Genomic DNA, 26368 nt, shown 5'->3' on the forward strand with positions numbered 1-26368 from the left:
ACGATAGTGGGTTTTGAAAGCATCTGAAAAGAATAAATCCAAATCCAAAGACCAACGCTTCATTATTTTACAACATAGAAATATTGATAATAAATCAAATACAGATCTATATAAGGTGGAAAACGAATCTACAAAACAACAAGGCTCACCGGATAATACACGAATCCAAATTGTCAAAAATAAATAACGAATACTCTGAAAGAAGAGAAAAAGATACAGAGAAAGAAAAAAAGCTTCCCCTTTTCTTTTATGCAATTCTAATAAAAAAACACAGTAAAAGAAGAGAATGATTCCTATATGGAATAATTCTCCAAATGTTTGACGAGCAGATAAACTAATTAAAAATACAAGGACCCAATAACGTTTTTTATAAAATTCTGGGGAAATTTGAGCACCCAAATAAATAGTAGGCATCATGGTTGAAACGACTACCAACAGTATATATAGCACAGAAACTAAGAATTCTAAAATAATCATAAATAAATCTAATCTCTAACGAATACTGTGAATTTAAGCAAAGTGTCTACCCGTACTAAATAATTTATCGCACCATTTTACGGTATCTTCAAAAATCCCTCCACCATTCATTTCCTCCAAAACCTCTGGAGTTAATTCTTCAAATTGTTTCAATTCTTCAAATGTATTTTTCATTTCCATGACAGACTCCTTTTCATTATTTTATAGATAACTCTATCCCCTGATCCATCTACAAAAGGCTTTAGCTTCCTTTTAAAATACAAGAAATCTAAAGCCTCCTGGAAATGGTATATTGGTTAGAGCGTTAACGATTAGTTGTGAAGATGTTATTTTTATTTAACCACAACCACTTTATAATATTCGTTTGAGTGTGGAGATTCAATCTTAATTTTTTCACCGTATAAACCATCGATTTCTTTATCCAGATAATCTGAAACTCCCGATGGCAAACGTTTCATCTTAAGAATCTCACCAGATTGATCCGCATAGGCTAGGATGTGATAGTGGGTTGTAGCCATACCATCATCAATTAATACAAAGTAACCTGTTTTGAGCTTACCTTGCTCATTTTCTAAATAGTATAATTTATTGTTATTGATTGTAAAGTGGGTAGCCCCAAGACGAAGTCGTACACCTGGATTTTCTAAATAGACATCATTGCCAACTTTTTTGATTTCTGAATAGGTTGTCATTGCTGGGATATTAACCACACGATATCCATTTTCATCAAAGTAGTAGCGATTTGGTAAGTTTTGGAAGTTCTGTACAACCGCCTTAGAATCAATTTCTTGTCCTTCTTCTTTATTATCCACTAAAGCTAAGGTAGTATTTGCAACCTCATCCCCATATTTGTCAGAAAACTTCTTGATTTCAGGCTTGATATACCAAGTGTTTTTTTCAATAATAACATCGTCACCTTTAGCATTTAGCAAATATTCTTGCCCATCTCCAAGTTTGACAATATCATGAATATTGTATCCAGCATCTTTTCTATTTGCTAGATAGCCATCCTTACCAATGACATAACTTTCCCCATCACTGGCTGGAACAGCTCTATCTGCAACCATAGCACCTGATCTTTCAAAGTAAGACCATTTACCATTTGCAGTCGCCCATCCTGTTGCCATAGCGCCACCGTCTTTGAGGTAATACCATGTAGATCCTTCTTTGTACCAACCTGTACGCATGGCACCACTATCTGCTAGTGAGTACCATGTGCTACCTTCCTTGTACCAGCCAGTGCGCATAGCACCACTATCTGCTAGAGAATACCAAGTATTGCCGTCTTTGAGCCAGCCTGTCTGCATTTTACCAGTGCTGTCGAAGTGATACCATGAGCCAGCATTTTGTACCCATTTATCCTTAGCGAGACTACCATCTTGTGAAAGATTCCAGTCAGCACCATTTTTAACCCAAGTATCTGCAGCCTGTGCTTGGTTGATAGACAAAAGCAGACCAGCACCTGCAAGCAAACCAAGAGTAAGTAGTTTAGATTTTTTCATAGCCATTTCCTCCTTTATTGAATAGCTATAAGAGGACTTACCTCTTTATTTAGCTATATTCTAATACTTTTCATAGTCAAAGTCAATAATATTGTGAAAAATTAGACAATATTACCAATATCTACGAATTGTATTTTGAGTAATACCGTATTGATACAACTCTATAAAAATCCTTTCTTTTTTCTCCTTTTTGGAGATTGATTTTTTCTGACTCTATTATATCCCTTATTTCTCCTCAGATTTCTCCTGTCCCTAGAAAGACTAAATCTGTTCCTAAACGGTCACTTATACTCAATGAAAATCAAAGAGCAAACTAGGAAGCTAGCCGCAGGTTGCTCAAAACACTGTTTTGAGGTGGCAGATAGAGCTGACGTGGTTTGAAGAGATTTTCGAAGAGTATTAAGCCAAATAAAAAATTCCAAAGCAAATGCCTTGGAACTTCTTATCTTTATTTTGCTTGAATGATCTTGATAACATCCCCTACACTTTGGAGTTGATCAATTTCCTCATCACTGATTTCGATATTAAATTCATCTTCCAGAGTCAAGATAAACTCCATCAAGTCAACTGAGTCAGCATCCAAGTCGTCTTTCAGACTCAAGGATTCTGTTACGACAAAGTCCTCTCCCTGTCGCTCTTGGATAATGGTCACAATACGGTCAAAAATTTCTTTTTCTGTCATCTCTTTTATTCTCCTGAAAATTCACGCGCAGTCTGGGCAACTACGTCTGTTTCTAGCATGGTACGAATCTGGCGGATTGTACTATAAACAGCCTTGGCATCGCTTGAGCCATGAGTCTTGACAACAGGTGCCTTGACACCAAACAAGACTGCTCCACCAACATCTGAGTAGTTGAGCTGTTTTTTCAAACCTCTGAGGCTATTCTTGAGAAGTAGTGCGCCTAGTTTCGCTCGAAGACCACCACCTGTAATAGCTGTCTTGAGCAAGCCCATGATTCCCATGGCTGTCCCTTCAATGGATTTGAGCACAGCGTTTCCCGTGAAACCATCTGCCACAACAACATCTGCAACGCCATTCATCAAATCACGCGCTTCCACGTTTCCGATAAAGTTTAAACTTTCATCAGCCACTAGTAATTCATAGGTTTCCTTACGAAGTGGGTCTCCCTTACTACTCTCTGTTCCGTTATTGAGCAAGCCAACACGTGGTTGCGCAATTCCACGAACATTTTTAGCATAGAAGGAACCTAGAACCGCATATTGATGGAGGTGCTGGGCTGTATTTTCTGCATTAGCTCCGAGGTCTAGCATGTCAAAACCTTTCCCATCTACAGTCGGCAAAGTCGACATAAGACCTGGTCGATCGATGTTCTTGATACGACCTACGATGAAGAATCCAGCCGCCAACAAAGCACCTGTATTCCCAGCCGAGAGAACAGCGTCTGCTTCACCCTCTTTGACAGCCTTGGCTGCCAATACCATACTGGCATTTTTCTTCTTCCGAATAGCTCTAGCAGGTTCATCGTCTGAATCAATCTTCTCATCCGTATGGATAATTCTGACGCGCTCTGTCGCTGTCAGATATTGCTTGATTTTAGCTTCATCTCCGTAGAGTTGAACCTCGATATCTGAAAAGTCAGCTAGGGCTTGATTGATACCCTCAACGATGGCCTGAGGTGCGTAATCGCCCCCCATGGCATCTACTGCGATTTTTTTCATTTCTTTTCCTCTTTTAGTAATTGTCCCCAGTCTGCTAGGGAATCAATAAATTTCTTTGATTTTAGGTGAATCCCAACGTACTCTTCGTAGAGTTGATCCATAAATTGGCGTAGCTCTTGCTTGATTTCAGTCTTGAGCGAAATGGTCTCCAAGGTCTCAAAATCGATAGCTTGAAATTGATTGAGCAGATAAGGGATATTGGGATTCAGATGACATCGTTTCTCATCCTCATGATAATGCTCTGGGCAAAGACAGGCTCCATATTTGAAAGAAAAGTCAAAAGCCTGGCCAACCCTATGGCAAAAGACACACTCATTAAAATTGAGGCTGATTCCAAATCGAGTCAAGATTTGAATTTCAAAAATAGTAGTCAAAACTTGATAATCCAAGCCAGCTTCCATCAATTCCAAAGTCTTTTGCAAAAAAGCAAACAAGGGAGCATCCTGCTGATTATCCTGCAAACTAGCATCTGCAAGAGCCGCCACATAGGTCGCATAGGCCATGACAAAGAGATCGCTATTAATCTTGGGAAAGGTCATCACCTCGTGATAGTCCTCAATGTAACTGAGTCCGTCATCATTGATTCGCAAGAGAAATCGTGCCAGCACTAAGGGCTGAATAACCGACGCCAGTTTGGACTGGCCAGCATGTTTAACGAAAAACATGCGCTTGCCAGCCTGCTCTGTAAAAATCTTAACTAACTTGTCATCCTCACGAAAGTTACGATTGTAGAGCACCAAACCTTGACTCGTGATAGACTGAATCATGCTTCTCTCATGTACTCCTCAAGTCGTTTCATGGCTTCTGTGATAGTCCCCATGCTGGCCGCATAAGACAGACGAACATATCCTTCCCCGTAACGCCCAAAGGCAGCACCAGGGATAAAGGCAACGGCCTTCTTCTGAGCAAAATCTTTCAGAAAAGCAAAGGAATCTTGATTGTAGCCGTCTGGAATCTTAGCAAAGATATAGAAGGCACCGTCTGGTTTGATAATCTCAAAACCAAGAGCAGTCATTTTCTCGATAATATAGTCCCGACGCTGGATGTATTCCTTCTTCATAGGCTCCGCATCGTTTTTACCAGCTGTCAAGGCTTCTACCGCAGCATGTTGCGCCATGGTATTTGCGGCAGTGACCAAGTACTGGTGACTCTTGATTAACTGGGCTGTGAAGACCGCAGGAGCAAAAATCAAGCCCAAACGCCAACCTGTCATAGCATGCGATTTAGACAAACCATTGATAATGATAGCCTGGTCTCTCAACATCGTTCCTAGAGACACATGGGCTTCCCCTGTATAGGTCAATTCTGAGTAGACCTCATCACAGACAACGAAAATTTCGTACTTGCGTAAAACGTCTGCCAAAGCTTCCAACTGCTCCCGACTGTAGGTAATTCCTGTCGGATTGGCTGGATAGTTGAGAATAACCGCCTTGAGCTTGTCACCTTGCTCCAAAATAGCCTTCTCCAACATCTCAGGAGTCAAGACAAAACCATTTTCAGTCGTGTCAATCTCGACAACCTCTGCCCCAACTAGATTGACAATCGGTTCATAACCTGGATAAGCAGGAGCTGGCAAGAGCACCTTGTCTCCCTCTTCTAAAATAGCTGTCAAAGTAGCAGATAAGGCTTCTGTCGCCCCAATTGTAACCAAGATTTCATTTTCAGGAGCATAGTCCAGTTGGTACTTTTCCTTAACAAAGTCACTAGCTGCCTGACGTAAGGTCAGCAGACCACTCATCCCTGTATAGTAGGATTGGTTCTGGTCAATCGCTCGCTTAGCCGCCTCCTTGACATGATCTGGCGTTGTAAAATCAGGTTCCCCCAAGGTCAAACGTAAGACCCCAGGAATCTCAGAAATAGCCTGGTCAAACTGACGAATCAACGAAACTTGAATCTTATCTAACTGTTTATTAAAGCGCTTAGTTAAGTCCATAGATACCTCCTACTTTCAAAACGTATCTCTATTATACTATAAAAGCCCCCCGACCGCAAAAATACATGATAGAATAACGCTAACATAACAAATTGAAGTATGTTAAAATGGATTTGTCGCAACTCCACTAACGAACTTAGTTTGGAGGTGAGTTTTTGCTAATCTTCGTTACAGTTATTCTAGCACCATTACTGATTACTATTACCGGTAATATCATTTCTGAGTGGATAGTCAGAAAGTGGTTAGATAAGCGCGACAAAAAAATATAACCTGAGTTTAGTTTTAATGTAACTGGACAAAAAGAAATACCAGAGGTGGAGCTCTGGTATTTCTTTTTGCCAAGACTTCGTTACAGTTCTTGTAAGATTATTATTACATAATTAGCACTACTTGTCAAATAATTGTTAGGACCTACTTTCTATTTTACTTTTCCTGTTTACAGGTCTATAATGGTAACAGATTCTATTTGGAGGTTTTTATGTCATTTCTATCAAAAAATGGAGCAGGTATCTTGGCCTGCCTTCTCATTTCTATCGTATCTTGGTACTTAGGAGGATTCTTCCCTGTCATTGGCGCGCCCGTTTTTGCCATTTTCATAGGCATGCTCCTACATCCCTTTCTCTCGTCCTATAAACAACTGGATGCTGGGTTGACCTTTAGTTCTAAAAAATTGCTCCAATATGCCGTTGTCTTGCTTGGTTTTGGTCTCAATATCTCGCAGGTCTTCGCAGTTGGCCAATCTTCACTCCCTGTCATCCTGTCCACTATCTCAATAGCTCTGATTATTGCCTACTTCTTCCAGCGCTTCTTTGCACTGGATACAAAACTGGCTACCTTGGTTGGAGTAGGTTCTTCAATCTGTGGTGGTTCTGCCATTGCTGCGACAGCGCCCGTTATCCATGCCAAGGAAAAGGAAGTAGCCCAATCCATTTCCGTTATCTTTTTCTTCAATGTCTTGGCTGCGCTCATCTTTCCAACCCTCGGCACCTGGCTTCATCTATCCAATGACGGCTTCGCCCTCTTTGCAGGAACAGCCGTTAATGATACTTCCTCTGTAACCGCCACAGCCAGCGCCTGGGACAGCCTTTACCAAAGTAATACCCTCGAATCCGCAACCATTGTCAAACTTACGCGGACACTGGCTATCATCCCCATCACTCTCTTTCTCTCCTACTGGCAAAGTCGCGAGCAAAAAAATAAGCAAGGCTTTCAACTGAAAAAAGTATTCCCACTTTTTATCCTTTACTTTATCCTTGCATCTCTCCTAACTACCCTCCTGACCTCTCTCGGTGTGTCCAATAGTTTCTTTACCCCTCTCAAACAACTCTCCAAATTCCTCATTATCATGGCCATGAGTGCTATCGGACTCAAAACCAATCTAGTAGCTATGGTCAAATCCAGCGGAAAATCCATTCTTCTTGGAGCCATATGCTGGATTGCCATCATCCTCACCAGTCTTGGTATGCAGACCCTTATCGGCATTTTCTAACACTCTTCGAAAATCTCTTCAAACCACGTCAACGTCGCCTTGCTGTATATATGTGACTGACTTCGTCAGTCTTATCTACAACCTCAAAACTGTGTTTTGAGCAACCTGCGGCTAGTTTCCTAGTCTGCTCTTTGATTTTCATTGAGTATAACACAAAAGGTAGCCCACCAGCTACCTTTTTCTTATGCTTCCTTAATCAAGCGAGTATGTTCTCTCTTGATGCAACGATTCATCACGATATCATCACATCCACCAGCACGCAAGATCTCTTCCGCTTCTAGATTTTCAAGTCCTAGCTGCGCCCAAAAAATCTTAGCATCAGCCTTGAGAAAATCACGCGCCACATCTGGCAAAAACTCACTGCGACGGTAAACATTGACAATATCTACAGGAAAAGGAATCTCTGCTAGGCTAGCATAAGCCTTTTCACCCAAGATTTCTCCACCTGCTACCTTGGGATTGACTGGGATGATTTTATAACCCCGGGCCTGCATTTCCTTGGTCACTCGATTGCTAGTTGTTTCCTCACGGTCTGACAAACCCACAACAGCAAGGGTTTTACTCGTTGCGAGATACTGACGAATCACGCCATCACTTGGATTGATAAATTCTTGACTCATAGAAATCCTCCTTTTTCATCAGTATAGCACATTTTGAAAAGGCTTGCATAATTCTACTACAAAAAAGGAAGACTAGCTCCCTTTTTATTTAGCCTCGTACCAGGTTGCCCCTTCATTCTCATCCGCGATGAGGGGAACACTGAGTTGAATGGCTTCTTCCATGGTTTGTTTGACCAATTTTTTCATCTCTGCCAATTCAGATTTAGGAACTTCAAGGACAATTTCATCGTGTACCTGCAGAAGCATCTTAGTCTGATAACCACCTGCAACCAAGGCTTTATCCAGCTGAATCATGGCAATCTTGAGAATATCTGCTGCCGAACCCTGGATAGGAGAGTTGATAGCTGTCCGCTCGGCAAAACCACGAATATTAAAGTTTCGCGAATTGATATCTGGCAACTCACGACGACGCTTGAAGAGAGTCTCCACATAGCCCTTATCACGCGCCTCACGCACCACTTCATCCATGTAGTTTTTAATACCTGGGAAGCGTTCAAAGTAGGTATCAATGTAGGCTTTGGCCTCCTTACGGCTAATGCCCAAATTATTAGACAAACCAAAATCTGAAATCCCGTAAACCACTCCAAAGTTAACCGCCTTGGCATTGCGACGGTCGTTTGCAGTCACATCCTCAGGACGCTCAATGCCAAAGACCCGCATGGCTGTCGAAGTATGGATATCTGCCCCCTCTTGGAAGGCCTTGATCAAGTGTTCATCTTTAGAGATATGTGCCAAAACGCGCAATTCAATCTGTGAATAGTCCGAACTAAGCAGGACACTATCCTCCCACTCAGGTACAAAAGCTTTCCGAATGAGACGCCCTTGTTCCAAACGCACAGGAATATTTTGCAAGTTTGGATCCACACTAGACAGACGACCTGTTTGGGTTAAATCCTGCACATAGCGAGTATGAATCTTTCCATCAGCTAAAATCCAGTCCTGCAAGCCAATCACATAAGTGGATTGAATCTTAGCAATTTGACGGTAATCCAGGATTTTCTTAACAATCGGTGCAATAGGAGCTAGACGCTCCAACACATCCACCGCTGTCGAATAACCTGTCTTGGTTTTCTTAGTGTATTCTAGAGGTAGCTCCAATTTTTCAAAGAGAAGCACGCCCAACTGCTTAGGCGAGTTGATATTAAACTCCTCACCAGCCAGTTCGTAAATCTCTTGAGTGAGTTTTTCAATGACAAGCTCATTTTCAGCCTGCATCTCAAGCAAGGTCTCTTTCTTGACCCTAATCCCAGCAATTTCCATCTTGGCAAGGACAAAGGCTAGAGGTTGCTCTATATCATAAAGAAGCTCTAATTGCCCATTTTCACTGAGTTTTTCAAGCAAAATAGGCTCTGTTTCGACTAAAACAGCAAGCTTACAAGCCAAGTGTTCCAAGAATTTCTCACGTTCAGGAAGGGCCTTTTTAACACCCTTACCGTAGAAAGTTTCATCATCAACCAAGTAAGTCTGACCATAAAGACTAGCAATAGTCGCAATTTCATTGTCCTCCACAGTCGAAAGAAGGTATTTAGCCAAACGGCTATCAAAAGCAGGCGACTGCAAATCCACACCAAAACGATGCAAGAGCACTTTAGCTTTTTTAAAATCATAAACTCTCAGAGGTGTTTTTTCTAAAAAGTCCTTGAAAATCGGCTCTTGCAAAAGCTCAAGCTTGTCTGTAGCATAGAGCTTATCCCCACAAGACCAGGCAAAACCAACCAAATCATCCATATGGTAATTCTCACCAAAAAGCTCAAAGTGGAAGATAGACTCCTCACTCAGCATATCTTGACTGACTTGATCAACGATAGTAAAGTCCAAGCTCTCAGCTACATCAGCTGACGATACATTTAAAGCCTGCTTGAGCTGTTTGAAGCCCATCTCATCGTAGAATTTCCCGAGATTTTCCACATCTGGACCACTATAGACCAAATCCTCCAAACCAATCTCAACCGGTGCCTTAGTATCAATAGTCGCTAGTGTTTTAGACAAAAAGGCCTGTTCCTTATCATTGATGAGATTTTCCTTCATCTTAGAAGCCTTCATTCCATCAATATTTTCATAAATCCCCTCGAGCGAACCATGCTCCAGCAAGAGCTTAATACCCGTCTTTTCACCGATTTTGGTTACTCCAGGGATATTATCCGACTTATCACCCATGAGCGCCTTGAGATCGATAAACTGCGTCGGTGTAATGCCCATCTTTTCCATAAGATATTCTGGCGTAAAGGCCTCAAACTCAGCCACACCTTTCTTGGAAATTTCAACCACCGTATGCTCATCCGTCAGCTGAATCAAATCCTTGTCCCCACTGACAATGGTAATATCAAAACCATCCTGTTCTGCTAGCTTATCCAGCGTCCCAATGATGTCGTCCGCCTCATACTGAGCCAACTCATAATGACGAATCCCCATATGATCCAGCAATTCACGAATAAAAGGAAATTGCTCACGAAACTCATCAGGAGTCTTAGCTCGACCACCCTTATAGTCCGCATACATCTCTGTACGGAAGGTCGTCTTTCCCGCATCAAAAGCCACCAAAACATGACTCGGCTCAACCCGTTCCAACAAATGGCTCAACATCAACTGGAAACCGTAAATCGCATTGGTATGCAAGCCAGCTGCATTCTTAAAACGGTCCAACTGCTGATACAGCGCAAAAAACGCCCGAAAAGCAACAGAAGACCCATCAATCAATAATAATTTTTTCTTATCCATACACCCATTATAAAGGAAAGCACCAAAAAATACCATTGGGAAGAGCCAGACCAAGTATTTTTCATACTTTTTCCGAATAAATAGATAGAAGCATCAAATCTAGTAAACCTATATTTAAAAATGTGCTATAATGAAAGGAGAGAAAGTATGGCATTACGTCATCCGGGCATCAGCCCAACCAATGATTTGGTTGCTAAGAAAATCTTTAGCAACCCAGAAATCACTTGTCAATTTATCCGCGATATGTTGGACTTACCAACCAAAAATGTAACTATTTTGGAGGGAAGCAATATTCATGTCTTGCCTTCCATGCCATACTCGGCTCAGGATTTCTATACCAGTATAGATGTCTTGGCGGAGTTGGATAATGGGACACAAGTAATCATTGAGATTCAGGTACATCATCAGAATTTTTTCATCAATCGCCTATGGGCTTATCTATGTAGTCAGGTCAATCAAAACTTAGAAAAAATTCGCCAACGTGAAGGTGATACACACCAGAGTTACAAACACATTGCACCCGTTTATGCTATAGCTATCGTGGATAGCAACTACTTCTCAGATGACTTAGCCTTTCACAGTTTTAGTATGCGAGAGGATACGACAGGTGAGATTTTAACCATAACCAATAATGGACAAGAAAACCATTTGGTTAAGATGGCGTTCTTGGAATTAAAAAAATACAGAGAAACCAGCAAGGATAGCGTTCGCAAGCCATGGTTGGAGTTTTTCGGGAACAAACCCTTTACCCAGCGCCCCGAGCGAGCCATCAGCCAAGCAGACCAACTGCTGGACTACAAGAGCTGGTCTGAGGAGGACAGGAAGATGTTTAGTGAACAACGCAGGCGTGAGGAACAGGCATTATTGGCTCAGGATTATGCCTTGGAACAAGCCGAAGAAAAAGGTATTGAACGTGGAAAACTGCTTGCTTTTTTAGATATGGTTCGCCAACATCTTTTAACCGTTGAGGTTGCAAGTGAGCAATTGGGCATGAGCGTCGCTGAGTTTGAGGCGTTGTTGTAAAACCAGCACTAACGGTCAAGAAAACCATCTAGTCAAGATGGCATTCTTAGAATTAAGAAAATACAGAGAAACCAGCAAGGATAGCGTTCGCAAGCCGTGGTTGGAGTTTTTTGGGAATAAGCCATAAGCCAGGCAGACCAACTGCTGGACTATAAGAGCTGGTCTGAGGAGGACAGAAAGATGTTTAGTCAACTACGGATGCGTGAAGAACAAGCATTATTGGCTCATGACTATGCCTTGGAACAAGCTGAGGAGAAAGGTTTAGAGCGTGGTCGTGCAGAAGGGATTGAACAAGGTTTAGAACGTGGTCGCGCAAAAGGGATTGAACAAGGCTTAGAACGTGGAAAAGTTGAAGGAAGGAAAGAAGGGAAAATTTTTGCCTTCCTAGATATGGTTCGCCAAGGTCTTCTGACTTCGGAGGTTGCGAGTCAGCAGCTAGGCATGACTGTCTATGAGTTTGAAGAGTTCTTGTAAAACAATATAATCACTAATAACATAAAAGTGAACAGGACTGAAATATTATCCTGTTCACTTCTTTCATTTACCCGAGACAATTCAAATTCATCCCAAACTCAAAAGAGAAGGCAAAAAATCCTTCTCTTTCATATCTCTTAACTAATTGGATTTTACATTTCACAAATGGAAGAGCGCCTAGAGATACTAATTATTTAACTGCAGTATTATCTTAGTAAGTATCTGCTATAAAAAACTAAGCTAAAAATCTCCTAGTGACATAAACTAATTCAAACTACACCCACTCACCATTAGCGTTTACTGTGTAACCATCGATGGTTGTATTCACAGCCAAAGCACCTGATGGATATGAGTAATACCATTTACCGCTAACTTGGAACCAACCTGTCACCATAGCACCTGAGCCTTTAAGGTAGTACCAAGTACCACCCACTTTAGCCCAGCCAGTTTCCATAGCACCTGAGCTATTTAGGTAATACCAAGTACCGCCATCTTGTAACCAGCCGGTTTGCATTTCACCTGAACCATTTAGATAATACCATTTATTACCATCTTTGATCCACCATTTTTGCATCACACCTTCAGCATTAAAGTAGTACCATTTACCGCCATCTTTAAGCCATCCAACTTGACGTTTACCTTCTTTGTTTACATAAATCCAGTGATTATCAACTTTGTTCCAACCAGCTTTTGTATTAGAATCATCTGTCAAGAAGTATGTTTTTCCATCAACAGTGATTTCACCGAACTTACGTTCACCTTCTTCAGTGACATAGTAATACTTGTCGCCAGCGCCTTTGATGAGACCTGTCTTACGCTCACCTTCTGCAGTGATGTAATACCATTTACCATCACTATCTTTTACAATACCAGATTGCGCTTTACCATCTGCAGTAAAGAAGTACCATTTTGTACCAACTTTATGAACTCCGTTTGTAACAACACCATCTTTTACAAAGTAAGTTTTATCATTATCTGTTACAACTTCTGTCTTACGGACACCATTTCCATCAAAGTAATAAGTCTTTTCACCTACTTTGATAAAACCAGTTCTCTTCACACCTTGATTATCTAGATAGTAGCGTTCAGACTCATTTTCAATGATACCACGAGCCATAACTCCTTCGCTATTGAAGTAGTATGTTTTGTTATCAATGATTGCCCAACCTTTGACTGGATTTCCTTTTGAGTAGAAATAGCGATTACCCGATACTTCACGCCAGCTATTTCCTTTATCAGTAGATTTATAACCTTGTTTATTCAAATCCGCTGACGCTGTATTAGGATCATTTTCCAATTCAGCAAGCTTTGTTCCCTTTAATACAAATACATAGTAACGTACTCCACCTTCTACATAAGTACTTTGATATTCATATTTATCTATGTACTTATGCTTGTCAATTTTTTGATCTCCTGCTTCAAAATAGACAGTTGTACGAGTACGGGCACTATCATTAGCAACAGTTATCCATTCTGTTTTACGAACAAGTTCTTCTGCATGTACAGAAGGAGCAGTAATTGCTGAGTAAGTAGTTAAAGCAGCAGCACCCGTCATTGTTACACTAGCTAGAGCTAGTGCTAAAGCTTTTTTATTTTTCATGTGAACATTCTCCATTTTTTTAAATTTAGGTATTATGCCTATTTTTATTGTATCTTATTTTTTAAAAAAATTCTAAGAAAAACTGGATTTTTATGGTAAAAATAAAAAGTAGGAGATTTCTCCTACTTTTTATTGAATTAGATTATTTAACCCATTCACCGTTTCCGTTAACAGTGTATCCACCTACAGTAGTGTTAACTGCAAGGGCACCTGAACCGTCAACATAGTACCATTTACCAGAAACTTCAAACCATTGACTAGCTTTCATAGCACCTGAGTTTTCAAGGTAGTACCATTTACCACCGTCTTGCAACCAACCAGTTTGCATAGCGCCTGATCCGTTTAGGTAGTACCAAGTGTTTCCATCTTTAACCCACCATTTTTGCATTACGCCTTCAGCGTTAAAGAAGTACCATTTACCGTCAACTTGTTTCCAACCTGTAACAGCTTTGTTAGAAGCGTAGTATTTCCATCCAGCTTCTTCTTGTACCCATTGGTCTTTCATAACGTTGTATGAGTCAGTTTTTTCAAGAACCAAATCAACGTTTGCGTTTGTGAACATATCAGCTTTTCCATCTTGGTCTAAATCAGCAGAACCACTATACACAAATGTTCCTTCTGCGACGCTACCGATTTCCGCACCGTTTGAAGTTTTATTTACTGTGTAAAGTCCACTATTTGACTCAATACCTTTTACAACATACCCTTTTGGTACATAAGCAACACGGTATTGAACCAATCCGCCATTTGCTACTGCAAGTTCAACATCACCTGCCGCATCAGACTCAGCAGAAACAACGTTTGCTTTAGCGTAGTTCAAGTAGTCAGCTTTGTTTGCCCAAATCATAACATCAACTTTAACACCTGCTACTGCATTACCTTTGATATCACGAACATGGAAACGTACATGTGAACCGTTACCAAATTTTACTGCTTTAATAACTTTTCCATCTTTATCCTTAACAACATCATATGGATTTGTAGCTGGTTCAGCTGGTTTGTATTGGTCAGCATCTGGCACTGCATGGTGGAATGAAGGGTGTTCATTTGCACTATATGCGTTACCTACAATTTTACCAGTTCTAGGATCTACTTTACCATATACTGTACCACCATTAGTAGCACCAGCAGAAGTGCTAAGATCATTAGCTGAAACAGCTTGAACAGCACCAAATGCTGCAAGAGCGACTGCGCTTGTCAATAAAACTTTTTTCATCGTTTTATCTCCTTTGTTTTTCATTATATATTTTTCGTAAGACTATCTTACTACCATACAGTATATAAATATTTGCAGGATTTGTCAAGGGTTTTCTTCTAGTTTTTAAAGTTTTTACCTATTTTTTCAAAAAAAGGTGAAAAAACATCTTTGTGAGAAAAATACCCGTCAAATATTGTATTTTTGAGTGAAAATCTCACAAACTGATCATCCTTGAGTAAAATCATTCATATCTAATCCACATAGACAGTTGGATAGAACTCACTTCCTTGGTATTATCTTATAAACCCTCATAAAAGTCAAGTAAAAACGGCAAGTATTCAACTAAAACTTGCCATTTCATAAACTTTCTACTATATAAAGATAAAGATTGAACTCATAATAAAGCTTCAAACTCAGCAACCGTCATACCCAATTGTTGACTCGCAACCTCAGGTGTCAGAATACCTTGACGGACTAGATTTGCTAACATAGCGAAACTTCCTTCAGCTTTCCCACGCTCTAAACCTTGTTCAATACCTTCTGCACGACCACGTTCTAAGCCTTTTTCAATACCTTCGGCCCTAGCAGTTTCCAAGGCATAGTCCTGTGCTAACAAGGCTTGTTCTTCGCGCATACGTAGTTGACTAAACATTTTCCTGTCCTCCTCAGACCAGCTCTTATAGTCCAGCAGTTGGTCTGCCTGACTGATGGCTCGCTCAGGTTGCTGGGTAAAGGGTTTATTCCCGAAAAACTCCAACCATGGTTTGCGAATGCTATCTTTGCTGGTTTCTCTGTATTTTTTTAATTCCAAGAATGCCATCTTAACCAGATGGTTTTCTTGACCGTTATTGGTGATGGTTAAGACCTCACCTGTCGTGTCTTCTCGCATACTAAAGCTATGAAAAGCCAAATCATCTGAGAAGTAGTTGCTGTCCACAATTGCGATTGCGTATACTGGTGCGATGTGTTTGTAACTTTGATGAGTATTGCCTTCTTGCTGGCGAATTTTTTCTAGATTTTGATTGACCTGACTGCACAGGTAAGCCCACAGGCGATTGATGAAAAAATTCTGATGATGAACCTGAATCTCAATAATTACTTGAGTGCCATTGTCCAACTCCGCCAAGACATCAATACTTGTATAGAAATCTTGCGCTGAATAGGGCATGGAAGGTAAGACATGAATATTACTTCCCTCCAAAATGGTCACATTTTTGGCTGGCAAGTCCAGCATATCGCGAATAAATTGACAAGTGATTTCTGGATTGCTGAAAATTTTCTTAGCAACCAAATCATTGGTTGGGCTGATGCCCGGATGTCTTAGAATCATCCTTTTCCTCCTTTTATTATACCACAGTTTTAAATCTAGGTTTCCTAGATTCACTGTTACTATCTATTTATTCGGAAAAGAGACGAAAAAAACCTGAGAATTATCTCAGGCTTGATTATTAAATCTTTTTCTCAATACCAAAAAGTGGAGAAAGTGGGCGTTTTTCATGGATACGGACGATAGCATCCCCCAAGAGATGAGCGATTGAAATCTGCTCAATCTTATCAATCAAACGCTCTTCTGGCAGATAGATGGTATCCAAAACAACCAATTTCTTAATAGCTGATTTTTGGATATTGTCCATAGCAGGACCAGAAAGAACTGGGTGAGTACAGCTTGCATAGACTTCAACAGCACCAGCTTCCGCAAGGGCATCTGCCGCATGACAAATCGTTCCAGCAGTATCAATCATATCATCAATCAAGATACAAGTCTTGCCTTCGACCTTACCGATGATGTTCATGACTTCACTGGTATTCATCTTATCAACGCTACGACGTTTGTCAATGATAGCGATAGATGTTTTCAAAAATTCTGCCAACTTACGGGCACGAGTCACCCCTCCATGGTCTGGACTGACAACCACATAGTCAGAACCAACCATGCCACGACGCTCAAAATAATCCGCAATCAGAGGAGCTCCCATCAAATGATCCACAGGAATATCAAAGAATCCTTGAATCTGCGCAGCATGCAAGTCGATGGTCAACAAACGATCCACTCCAGCTACTTCAAGCATATTTGCGACAAGTTTTGAAGTGATTGGCTCACGCGCTCTCGCCTTTCTATCCTGACGTGCATACCCATAGTAAGGCATGACAACATTGACAGATTCTGCACTCGCACGCTTCAAAGCATCTACCATAATCAAAATTTCAAGCAGATTGTCATTTACAGGCGAGCTAGTTGATTGTAGGATAAAGACGTGTTTCCCACGGATTGATTCTTCGATGTTGACCTGAATCTCTCCATCTGAAAATTGGCGAACACTTGATTTCCCCAACTCTATCCCAATCTCCTGCGCCACACGTTCTGCCAATTCTTTATTAGAAGAAAGGGCAAACAGCTTTAAATCAGAAAAAGACATGATTTCCTCCGGTATATATGTATCGCTTGTGCTTTTCACAAGATTTTTCCATCTACCATTGTAGCGCTTTTTACACTATTTTTCAATCAAAAATAAAAGAAGGGCACCATATTTGTACCCTTGCATCATTCTTTTGAAAAATATTCTAGTTCATTATCTCATCGTTCTTCTCAACAAAGCGATAAGCCTGATAAAAACCATAGAGAGCAATAGCCGTAACCAATGGAATTGCTAAAGGCAACTCTGTCTCTAATTCTACAAAAGGAGAGTTAAATAAGAAGTGAGTTCCCAAGGCTAAAGCCAGGAAAATAAGCCCCTGTTTTTTGCCAACCTTCTGTCCTTTATAAGCTCTGTAAAGTAAGTAAACACCTACTACAGCCAGACCTGAAAAAGTCCAGTGAGAGGCAATTCCTGAGATGATACGCTCTAAAATTCTCGAAATAGTAAAGTCAAATCCCTCTGGCAAATCTGTACGGATATAACCAATATCCTCAATCATTTGGAATCCCAAACCAGAAGCAATGCCTAGTAAAAACAAAGATTTTAATTTTCGTATAGGAATCAAAGCTAAAACAAAAACAAGTGGCAACAATTTCAAGGGTTCTTCTACCAAAGGAGCCACAATAGCACTTTCAAAGGCATTTAAAAATGTACTATCTGGGAAAAGAACGCCCAGCAAATCATGGATATAGGTATTAGCAAAGCTAGACAACCAGCCTGAAAGGAACATCCCACCCAATAAAGACAAAATCAAGGCTTTCTTTGGCAATTCCCATTTTTTCCCAATACAGAAAAGGAAATAAAGAGCCGGAATCATGTAAAAGAGAGCTAGAAAGATAGAAACTCCCATTAGTCCATATTCCGCAGCTGACATCGAACCATCCGTATAGTAGATGGTTTCATACTGTAAACCAATACATAGCAATAAGATAAAAATAAATAAAATACTGTTTTTCTTCATACACTTTCTTTCTAAATGAAGTATTTATAATTCTACGACTGTCATACTTCCTGTATCCACATCATAAATAGCACCAGAGATAATGACATCATCTGGTATTAAGGGAGATTCGATAAGGGCTTGCATATCCTCTCGCACACTCTCCTCTATATCTTGGAAGGGCAAGAAGTCCTGGTCTGACACGTCGACACCCAGTTCCTCTTTCAAATACTCCTGAAAAGGACCATTTTCAAAGGTCTGAGCACCACAGTCTGTATGGTGCAGCACCACAATCTCTCTTGTCCCCATCTGTTGCTGGGAAATAACTAGCGAACGAATCATGTCCTCAGTCACTCGACCACCTGCATTCCGCAAGATATGAGCATCCCCAAGTGCCAAACCTAGAGCTTGCGCAACGTGCAAACGTGAGTCCATACAGGTCACAATGGCAACTCTTGTTTTGGGTTTAAGTGGCAGATTTAACTGCCCATGTAGGGCAACATAAGCCTGATTGGCTTGCATAAACTGTTCAAAATACGACATGATTCCCTCCTCGAAAATTTGATAGTCAAATATTTCTCCTATCTTATCATTTTTAAGAGGATTTGTCACAGATTAAGCAAAAACCTTTTTCAAAACTTCCTGAATCGTTGTCACACCAATGACCTGAATTTCCTTGGGTGGAGTGATTCCTGTCAAGGAATTCTTAGGTACATAAATCTTAGTAAAGCCCAGTTTAGCAGCTTCATTGATGCGTTGCTCGATACGATTGACACGGCGAATCTCTCCCGTCAAGCCCAATTCTCCTACAAAACATTCCTGAGGATTGGTTGGCTTGTCCTTGTAACTCGAAGCAATAGCAACTGCAACGGCCAAGTCTATCGCAGGTTCATCCAATTTTACACCACCAGCAGATTTGAGATAAGCATCCTGATTTTGGAGAAGCAATCCTGCCCGTTTCTCCAAAACAGCCATAATCAAGCTAGCACGATTAAAATCAAGTCCTGTCGTCGTACGCTTGGCATTTCCAAACATGGTCGGTGTCACCAAAGCCTGAACCTCTGCTAAAATTGGACGCGTCCCTTCCATGGTCACAACGATTGATGAACCAGTCGCTCCATCCAAACGCTCTTCTAGGAAAACTTGGCTCGGATTGAGTACCTCAACCAGACCACCCGACTGCATCTCAAAAATCCCAATTTCATTAGTAGAGCCAAAACGGTTTTTGACCGCTCTTAAAATACGGAAGGTATGGTGGCGTTCCCCTTCAAAGTAAAGTACCGTATCTACCATATGCTCCAACATACGAGGACCGGCCAAGGTTCCTTCCTTGGTCACATGCCCTACGATAAAGATGGCAATGTTATTGGTTTTGGCCAGCTGCATAAGTTCAGCTGTCACCTCACGCACCTGAGAAACAGACCCCTGCACCCCTGAAATCTCAGGAGACATAATAGTCTGAATGGAGTCGATGATGAGAAAATCTGGTTGGATGCGCTCCACCTCAGCTCGAACGCTCTGCATATTGGTCTCTGCATAGAGATAAAACTCGCTATCAATATCACCCAAACGCTCTGCACGTAGTTTAATCTGCTGGGCAGACTCCTCCCCGCTGACGTAGAGAACCGTACCCACTTGGGACAACTGGGTTGAGACTTGTAGGAGAAGGGTTGATTTTCCAATCCCAGGATCCCCACCGATGAGGACGAGACTTCCTGGTACCACTCCTCCCCCAAGTACACGGTTGAATTCCTCCATCTCCGTCTTGGTTCGATTGACATTGATGGAAGTCACCTCAGCCAGTTTCATGGGCTTGGTTTTCTCACCTGTCAAGGACACACGCGCATTCTTGACCTCAGCAACCTCAACCTCTTCTACAAAAGAAGACCAAGATCCACAGTTGGGGCAACGTCCCAGATATTTAGGGGAATTATACCCACAATTTTGACATACAAATGTCGCTTTTTTCTTTGCGATGATAAACCTCTTTCTATATCTCTAACTCACACTCAATCACTTGGCAAAAATCAATCTTCTCATTTGGTACAAACTGGCGCATGAGCATGCGATGAGCAACAACTACCACAGTCTGGTGTTCTCGATACTTAGACATACATTCTAGAAACCGAGACTTCATCTCCGCAGCTGTCTCATATCGAATAGGACTATTAGGAAGTAACTTCCCCTTATTTTCTAGAAACATAGTACGAGCTTTTTCAAATTTATCTGTGCCACTTTCATAAACCTGCCATTCATGTAATAAAGGCTCCACTCTCAAAGGAAGTCCCGTAGCACAAGCCACATAAGAAGCCGTTTCTAAAGCTCTTGTGACTGCAGAAGATACGATTATTTCTGCTGAAGAGAGGAAAGGATTTTTGCTCAGTTCCTGGGCTTGCTGTCGTCCCTTCTCAGACAAAGATGCCAAATCTATCCCAAATCCCGTATAAGAACGCTCCTCTAACTCACGGTAATCTGGCTCCCCGTGACGTACAAAGATAATCTTCATCTTAGTGCCCTGTCGATCCAAATCCACCAGTTCGAACGCCATCAGCCGCATCTCCATCTGCAATTAAGAAAGGAGCAAAGACAGCCTGGACCACACGTTCCCCAACTTCAAGAACAACCTCTTGGTCTGTAATATTCTTCATCTGAGCAAAAATATGCCCTTCATTCCCAGGATTTCCATAATAATCCCCATCAATGACCCCAACTGAATTAATCAAGACCAAGCCCTTCTTACGAGGGTTTGAAGAGCGATCATAGAGATAGAGAACCTCAGTTGGTTGCATATAAGCCTTAACCCCTGTCGGAACCAATACAATCTCTCCTGGCGCAATAACTGTACGCACAGCAACCTTTAAGTCGTAACCAGCCGCATGCGCTGTCTCACGCTTGGGCAATAAATTTTCATCTGTAAAACTAGAAACCAATTCAAAACCACGAATTTTCATCATCTTCTCTTTTCTATTATCATTTATTCTAGATTATTCTATCTTATTTATTCGGAAAAAGCACGAAAAAAAGAGCACACAATTCAAATCGCTTAGGGCTGCTGGATTCCTCCCCTGACCCGCTTCACGCAGAACTGTTGCTCCACTATTTATTATATCACATTCCTATTCATTTTAAAAGCAAAATTATTTTTTCCGTCTATTTCTAAAAAAGTCCTGCATAATAGCTGCGCATTCATCTTCCAAAATTCCCGTTTCAACCTCCACACGATGATTGAGACGCTCATCTGTCAAGATATCGTACAAACTCCCAGCAGCACCAAATTTCTGGTTTTTAGCCCCATAGACCACGTTTGGAATACGGGCAAGTCCAATCGCTCCACTACACATGACACAAGGCTCAATGGTCACAAAAAGAGTACAATCCAGCAAGCGCCAGCTCTCCTCACTCAGGTTCGCATTCTCTATGGCCATAATCTCCGCATGCATAACCGCTCGTTGCAATTCCTCACGTGCATTATGCCCGCGACCAATGATTTCGCCATCTTTCACAATCACACAACCAATTGGAATTTCATCGTGTTCAAGAGCAATCTCAGCCTCTCTCAAGGCCTCTCTCATGAAGACTTCTTTTTCTTCAAGTGTATAATACATCTCTTTTCTCTTTTCCTACTTATCGATTTTATTATTATATCATGAATCCCAAAACAAAAAAAGCCACCGAATGCGGTGACTTTATAGGGAGATTATTATGAAAAAGAAAAGTTTAGGATATTTGTTACAACAAGTTAGGAGGTCTTCTTGTAACTGTCTATAGTATACCCGACCTATCTTAAACAAATCTTAAAAATCTCTTAGGACCAAACACTTTCTAAAATATTTGTTTGTTCACGACCAGGACCTACTGAGAAAGTAGAAATACGAACGCCAACCAATTCACTCACACGACGAACATAGTTACGCGCATTCTCAGGAAGATCTTCCAAATTACGAACTCCGGTAATATCTTCTGACCAACCTGGCAACTCTTCATAGATAGGCTTGCAACGTTTCAATTGCTCAAGACTAGCCGGATAGTAGTCAATACGTTGACCATCAAGATCATAGGCCACACAGATCTTCACTGTATCTAAACCACTCAAAACATCGATAGAGTTCAATGAAAGGTTAGTAATACCAGAAACACGACGGCTATGACGCATCACAACTGAGTCAAACCAACCCACACGACGTGGACGACCAGTTGTTGTACCATATTCATGACCTACTTCACGGATACGTTCTCCCACTTCATCAAACAACTCAGTTGGGAAAGGACCGTCTCCTACACGACTGGTATAGGCTTTACATACACCTACAACCTTATCAATCTTACTTGGACCAACACCAGAACCAATTGTCACACCACCAGCCACAGGGTTTGATGACGTAACAAATGGATACGTACCTTGGTCGATATCTAGCATAACACCTTGTGCACCTTCAAAAAGCACACGTTTACCATTATCAAGCGCATCATTCAAGATAACAGATGTGTCTGTCACATATTTCTTGATTTGTTGACCATATTCGTAATATTCTTCAAAAATATCATCAAAATCAATCGCTTTGCTGTCATACAATTTTTCAAAAAGACGATTCTTTTCAGCAAGGTTACGTTCTAAACGCTCACGGAAAATATCTTTATCCAAAAGATCTGCAATACGAATCCCAACACGAGCAGCCTTGTCCATATAAGCTGGACCAATTCCCTTAATTGTAGTACCAATTTTATTGTCGCCCTTAGCTTCTTCTTGCAAGCGATCCAACTCGATATGATAAGGCAAAATAACATGCGCACGATCAGAAATACGCAAATTATCAGTTGTTACACCTTCCTCATGAAGATAACTCAACTCTTTCACAAGAGATTTAGGATTTACAACCATACCATTTCCAATAACAGAGATTTTTTCAGGGAAGAAAATCCCAGATGGAATCAAGTGCAACTTAAATTTTTTACCATCAATCACAATCGTGTGACCTGCATTATCACCACCTTGGTAACGTGCAATCACTTCTGCATTCGCTGAAAGGAAGTCTGTAATCTTCCCTTTACCTTCATCACCCCATTGGGTACCTACAACAACAACTGAAGTCATAATCTTGTATGAGCCCTCAGGCTCTTCCTTTCTCACATACATGGCAGGACTCTCACCTGCAATTATATCTTACAATTTATTATAAGAAAAAATCGCCTTTTTATCAAGAAGAAACAATAGAAAGATTTGCTATTTCCAACTATTAAAAAAAGATTTTAAAAAATTACTAGCTATTTACTGTTATCTTTCCATAAAAGAGTAAATTAGTTCGGAAATTTACTCAAAACATCTCAACACGAAATAAATCCCCGATTCATTATCATCTTTTCAAGATACAAACGATAAGCAACACGATAATGGTAAACGATAAAATCCCTACGACACCCAATACCATATCTCACTAAATAATAAATTAAAAATTTAAAATGAAAATGTTCCCAATCAAAATTATCACCAAATACAGTACCATACTCTTCTTCAATATTTCTATAAAAATCCGCCATCTGCTCATAAATTTTTTGTAACATAAATATATACTCCTTTTCTTTTTTATGAACTTATTCTAACAAAAAATTTTACACATTCACTATCAATTCCTGAATTGTCAAAATACAAATCTCAACAAGATAACAAATAAGAAAAGTTGACAGGATAGGAAGAAATTTACTACCTAAATTAGACTATTATAAAGACCTTATTAACTGCTTTACACTCAAATATTTTTAAAAAGCAACCTTGTCCATTGTCTGCTGACAGTGGACTTTAAAACACTTTTTTCCAGTCCTTGAATAACTTCTTGAAGCTTATCAATAACTTTGGAAAGACTTATTTTTAAAACCTCGTTTTCGAATTTCTTTCCAGACTTGTTCAATAGGGTTCATTTCTGGTATATAAGGCGGGATAAAAGCCAACTCAATATTACTTGGAATCTCTAAGGTACTTGATTTATGCCATATAGCATTATCCATTACAAGTAAAATATAGTCATTTGGATAAGCTTGTGAGACTTGCCGTAGAAATTCATTGGTCCACTCAGTATTGCATCCTCCAGCAATAAGTAAGAAGGAATCTCCTGTCTGAGCATCTACTGCCCCATAACAATAGCGATATTCTCACATATAATGACTAGTATTGCTAGGTCGGATTCCTTTAGAAGCCCCAAAAGAACTCATCTTACTGATTCTTCCGAAACCAGCTTCATCTTGGTACATCAAGCGTACTTTCTTATAAGTCCCCTCCTCTTTAAATCACTTACTTAAGGTCTCGAATGTAGATTTTATTTTTAGACGTCTCAATTGTTTGAGCGTCTGCCTTCTTGAGATGTTCAGGTCAAGGAGTGACCGCTCGCCAACCATGGCGTTTCAGGAGATAATAGAAACCATCACGTGTGGAAGTGCGATCAATCTCTTTTTGATAGGCTTCAAATAACTAATTGACAGTTATAAATTCCTCAGCCTGAGCAGCTTCTATATGACGTTTTAGAAATACTTGTTCTTCTTCGTAAGTCGTAAGTCATATATTCTCGATGACGTCCACCACGGGTCTCTTGAAGAAGAGCTTCTAAACCAAACTCCTTATATTTTTTCAAATTCTTCCAAACAGTTGTTTTATCGCAATCTAGCAGATCCATGATTTCCTTATAACTCTTATCTTTTGAGCGAAAATAAATAATCTGTAGACGTTTGTGATATTTGGCGTATGATGAATCTCTTAGGAGTTGTTCAATTTTTTGGATCTATAATATTTGTAGTGGGTAAATCCCCTATAGATATTGTAGAAAAAAAGCTCCATATAACCTATAATGAAAAGCGACAAAACAACTCATTAGAAAAAATCATATGGAACAACTACATTTTATCACAAAATTACTCGATATCAAAGACTCAAACATCAAAATTCTAGACATCATCAATAGGGATACAAACAAGGAAATCATCGCTAAACTGGATTATAATGCCCCATCTTGTCCTGATTGTGGAAGCCAAATGAAGAAATATGACTTTCAAAAACCGTCTAAGATTCCTTACCTCGAAACGACTGGTATGCCTACTAGAATCCTCCTGAAAAAGCGTCGATTCAAGTGCTATCACTGTTCAAAAATGATGGTCGCTGAAACTTCTATCGTCAAGAAAAATCACCAAATTCCTCGTATCATCAATCAAAAGATTGCTCAAAAGTTGATTGAAAAGACTTCTATAACCGACATTGCTCATCAGCTGGCCATTTCAACTTCAACTGTCATTCGAAAGCTCAATGACTTCCGGTTTAAGCATGATTTTTCTCGTCTTCCACAGATTATGTCCTGGGACGAATATGCCTTCACTAAGGGAAAGATGAGTTTCATTGCACAAGATTTTGAAAAGCTCAATATCATCACTGTTCTTGAGGGCAGAACACAAGCCATCATCCGGAATCACTTTCTGCGCTACGATAGAGCCGTTCGCTGTCAGGTGAAAATCATTACTATGGATATGTTTAGTCCCTACTATGACTTGGCTAAACAGCTTTTTCCGTGTGCTAAAATTGTACTTGATCGCTTTCACATCGTTCAACACTTAAGCCGTGCTATGAGTCGTGTGCGTGTCCAAATCATGAATCAGTTTGAGCGAAAATCCCATGAATACAAGGCTATCAAGCTCTACTGGAAGCTCATTCAACAGGATAGTCATAAACTTAGTGATAAGCGTTTTTATCGCCCTACTTTTCGTATGCACTTAACCAATAAAGAAATCCTAGACAAGCTTTTGAGCTATTCCGAAGACTTGAAGCACCACTATAATCTCTATCAACTCTTACTTTTCCACTTTCAGAATAAGGAACCGGAGAAATTTTTCGGACTCATTGAAGACAATCTAAAGAAAGTTCATCCTATTTTTCAGACTGTCTTTAAAACTTTTCTCAAGGAAAAAGACAAAATCGTCAACGCCCTTCAGTTACCATATTCTAACGCCAAATTGGAAGCGACCAATAATCTCATCAAACTTATCAAACGAAATGCCTTTGGTTTTCGGAACTTTGACAACTTCAAGAAGCGAATTCTCATCGCTCTGAATATCAAAAAAGAAAGGACGAAATGTGTCCTTTCTCGAGCTTAGTTTTTCTTCAACCCACTACAGTTGACAAAGAGCTAAAATAAAAAGGAGGTATATACCTCCTTTTCTTAACAACTCCGCCAGTAGGACTCGAACCTACGACATCATGATTAACAGTCATGCGCTACTACCAACTGAGCTATGGCGGATAAAAGCTAAGCGACTTCCATATC

23 protein-coding genes, 1 tRNA gene, 1 other RNA gene and 2 pseudogenes are annotated in these 26368 nt (G+C 40.4%); 4 read left to right on the top strand and 23 right to left on the bottom strand.

Annotation, left to right across the window (positions count from 1 at the left end):
• Positions 1–510 precede the first annotated feature (510 nt).
• From HT734_RS05210 to HT734_RS05235, 6 genes are all read right to left on the bottom strand, one after another.
• Positions 511–657 carry a smi_0057.1 family bacteriocin-like peptide gene (locus HT734_RS05210; RefSeq protein WP_173277368.1) on the bottom strand — a complete coding sequence of 49 codons (147 nt, stop codon included), beginning with the start codon at positions 655–657 and terminating at the stop codon, positions 511–513.
• A gap of 152 nt (positions 658–809) precedes the next feature.
• Complete coding sequence (locus HT734_RS05215; protein WP_173277366.1) at positions 810–1979, bottom strand: N-acetylmuramoyl-L-alanine amidase family protein; 1170 nt, start codon at positions 1977–1979, stop codon at positions 810–812.
• A gap of 448 nt (positions 1980–2427) precedes the next feature.
• Complete coding sequence (locus HT734_RS05220) at positions 2428–2661, bottom strand: acyl carrier protein (protein WP_173277364.1); 234 nt, start codon at positions 2659–2661, stop codon at positions 2428–2430.
• A 5-nt stretch (positions 2662–2666) separates the two neighbouring features.
• Positions 2667–3659, bottom strand: coding sequence for a phosphate acyltransferase PlsX (plsX, locus tag HT734_RS05225; RefSeq protein ID WP_173277362.1), 993 nt, complete (start codon positions 3657–3659; stop codon positions 2667–2669).
• Positions 3656–4426: a DNA repair protein RecO gene (gene recO, locus HT734_RS05230; RefSeq protein ID WP_173277360.1), complete on the bottom strand. Its 771-nt coding sequence runs from the start codon at positions 4424–4426 to the stop codon at positions 3656–3658. Before recO ends, plsX begins: the two co-directional genes overlap by 4 nt.
• Entirely contained in the window at positions 4423–5592 is a 1170-nt protein-coding gene (locus tag HT734_RS05235; protein WP_173277358.1) for a pyridoxal phosphate-dependent aminotransferase, read from the bottom strand. Before HT734_RS05235 ends, recO begins: the two co-directional genes overlap by 4 nt.
• A gap of 478 nt (positions 5593–6070) precedes the next feature.
• On the opposite strand from HT734_RS05235, the gene HT734_RS05240 reads away from it, so the two are divergent.
• Positions 6071–7081, top strand: a complete 1011-nt coding sequence (locus tag HT734_RS05240) for a YeiH family protein (RefSeq protein ID WP_173277357.1) — start codon at positions 6071–6073, stop codon at positions 7079–7081.
• Between the two features lie 182 nt (positions 7082–7263).
• Here the strand turns inward: HT734_RS05240 and HT734_RS05245 are convergent, their stop codons facing one another.
• Positions 7264–7701 carry a CoA-binding protein gene (locus HT734_RS05245; RefSeq protein WP_173277355.1) on the bottom strand — a complete coding sequence of 146 codons (438 nt, stop codon included), beginning with the start codon at positions 7699–7701 and terminating at the stop codon, positions 7264–7266.
• 84 nt (positions 7702–7785) lie between these two features.
• Entirely contained in the window at positions 7786–10419 is a 2634-nt protein-coding gene (polA, locus tag HT734_RS05250) for a DNA polymerase I (RefSeq protein WP_173277353.1), read from the bottom strand.
• Positions 10420–10566: 147 nt separating this feature from the next.
• Here polA and HT734_RS05255 point away from each other — a divergent pair, with 147 nt between their 5' ends.
• Positions 10567–11442 carry an Rpn family recombination-promoting nuclease/putative transposase gene (locus tag HT734_RS05255; protein WP_173277351.1) on the top strand — a complete coding sequence of 292 codons (876 nt, stop codon included), beginning with the start codon at positions 10567–10569 and terminating at the stop codon, positions 11440–11442.
• 10 nt (positions 11443–11452) lie between these two features.
• A pseudogene (locus HT734_RS09445) lies at positions 11453–11916 on the top strand (hypothetical protein); the annotation flags it as partial.
• A gap of 274 nt (positions 11917–12190) precedes the next feature.
• Here the strand turns inward: HT734_RS09445 and HT734_RS05265 are convergent.
• The 14 genes and pseudogenes from HT734_RS05265 to HT734_RS05330 all read right to left on the bottom strand — a co-directional run bounded on the left by HT734_RS05265 (position 12191) and on the right by HT734_RS05330 (position 24838).
• Positions 12191–13516: a nucleoside triphosphate hydrolase gene (locus HT734_RS05265; protein WP_173277347.1), complete on the bottom strand. Its 1326-nt coding sequence runs from the start codon at positions 13514–13516 to the stop codon at positions 12191–12193.
• Positions 13517–13658: 142 nt separating this feature from the next.
• Positions 13659–14732: an N-acetylmuramoyl-L-alanine amidase family protein gene (locus HT734_RS09600; protein ID WP_173277345.1), complete on the bottom strand. Its 1074-nt coding sequence runs from the start codon at positions 14730–14732 to the stop codon at positions 13659–13661.
• 376 nt (positions 14733–15108) lie between these two features.
• The gene (locus HT734_RS05275) at positions 15109–16044 is read right to left on the bottom strand and encodes an Rpn family recombination-promoting nuclease/putative transposase (RefSeq protein WP_173277343.1); all 936 of its coding nucleotides are present in this window, start codon (positions 16042–16044) and stop codon (positions 15109–15111) included.
• Positions 16045–16162: 118 nt separating this feature from the next.
• On the bottom strand, positions 16163–17131 hold the full coding sequence (locus HT734_RS05280; RefSeq protein WP_033680978.1) for a ribose-phosphate diphosphokinase: 969 nt from the start codon (positions 17129–17131) through the stop codon (positions 16163–16165).
• A 145-nt stretch (positions 17132–17276) separates the two neighbouring features.
• Positions 17277–18092, bottom strand: coding sequence for a PrsW family glutamic-type intramembrane protease (locus HT734_RS05285; protein WP_173277341.1), 816 nt, complete (start codon positions 18090–18092; stop codon positions 17277–17279).
• Positions 18093–18116: 24 nt separating this feature from the next.
• Positions 18117–18614, bottom strand: a complete 498-nt coding sequence (locus tag HT734_RS05290; protein WP_000119802.1) for a carbonic anhydrase — start codon at positions 18612–18614, stop codon at positions 18117–18119.
• A gap of 72 nt (positions 18615–18686) precedes the next feature.
• A complete protein-coding gene (radA, locus tag HT734_RS05295; protein ID WP_135783528.1) occupies positions 18687–20051 on the bottom strand; it encodes a DNA repair protein RadA in 1365 nt (454 codons plus the stop codon).
• Between the two features lie 10 nt (positions 20052–20061).
• Positions 20062–20619, bottom strand: a complete 558-nt coding sequence (locus tag HT734_RS05300; protein ID WP_173277339.1) for a histidine phosphatase family protein — start codon at positions 20617–20619, stop codon at positions 20062–20064.
• Positions 20579–21022 (bottom strand): dUTP diphosphatase, encoded by a 444-nt coding sequence (locus HT734_RS05305; protein WP_000701987.1) that lies wholly within the window; start codon positions 21020–21022, stop codon positions 20579–20581. Before HT734_RS05305 ends, HT734_RS05300 begins: the two co-directional genes overlap by 41 nt.
• A gap of 56 nt (positions 21023–21078) precedes the next feature.
• An RNA gene (gene ffs / locus HT734_RS05310) (signal recognition particle sRNA small type) lies at positions 21079–21176 on the bottom strand.
• Positions 21177–21208: 32 nt separating this feature from the next.
• Entirely contained in the window at positions 21209–21676 is a 468-nt protein-coding gene (gene tadA / locus HT734_RS05315; protein ID WP_033679445.1) for a tRNA adenosine(34) deaminase TadA, read from the bottom strand.
• A gap of 200 nt (positions 21677–21876) precedes the next feature.
• Positions 21877–23163 (bottom strand): adenylosuccinate synthase, encoded by a 1287-nt coding sequence (locus tag HT734_RS05320; protein ID WP_004237599.1) that lies wholly within the window; start codon positions 23161–23163, stop codon positions 21877–21879.
• Between the two features lie 230 nt (positions 23164–23393).
• Positions 23394–23630, bottom strand: a complete 237-nt coding sequence (comW, locus tag HT734_RS05325; protein WP_000939542.1) for a sigma(X)-activator ComW — start codon at positions 23628–23630, stop codon at positions 23394–23396.
• 185 nt (positions 23631–23815) lie between these two features.
• A pseudogene (locus HT734_RS05330) lies at positions 23816–24838 on the bottom strand (IS630 family transposase).
• A gap of 103 nt (positions 24839–24941) precedes the next feature.
• Here HT734_RS05330 and HT734_RS05335 point away from each other — a divergent pair.
• Positions 24942–26198, top strand: coding sequence for an ISL3 family transposase (locus HT734_RS05335; protein WP_061760017.1), 1257 nt, complete (start codon positions 24942–24944; stop codon positions 26196–26198).
• Positions 26199–26270: 72 nt separating this feature from the next.
• Here HT734_RS05335 and HT734_RS05340 read toward each other — a convergent pair.
• Positions 26271–26344, bottom strand: a tRNA-Asn gene (locus HT734_RS05340).
• Positions 26345–26368 lie beyond the last annotated feature (24 nt).

The organism is Streptococcus sp. k-90, from assembly GCF_013277565.1.
Taxonomy (GTDB): Bacteria; Bacillota; Bacilli; order Lactobacillales; family Streptococcaceae; genus Streptococcus.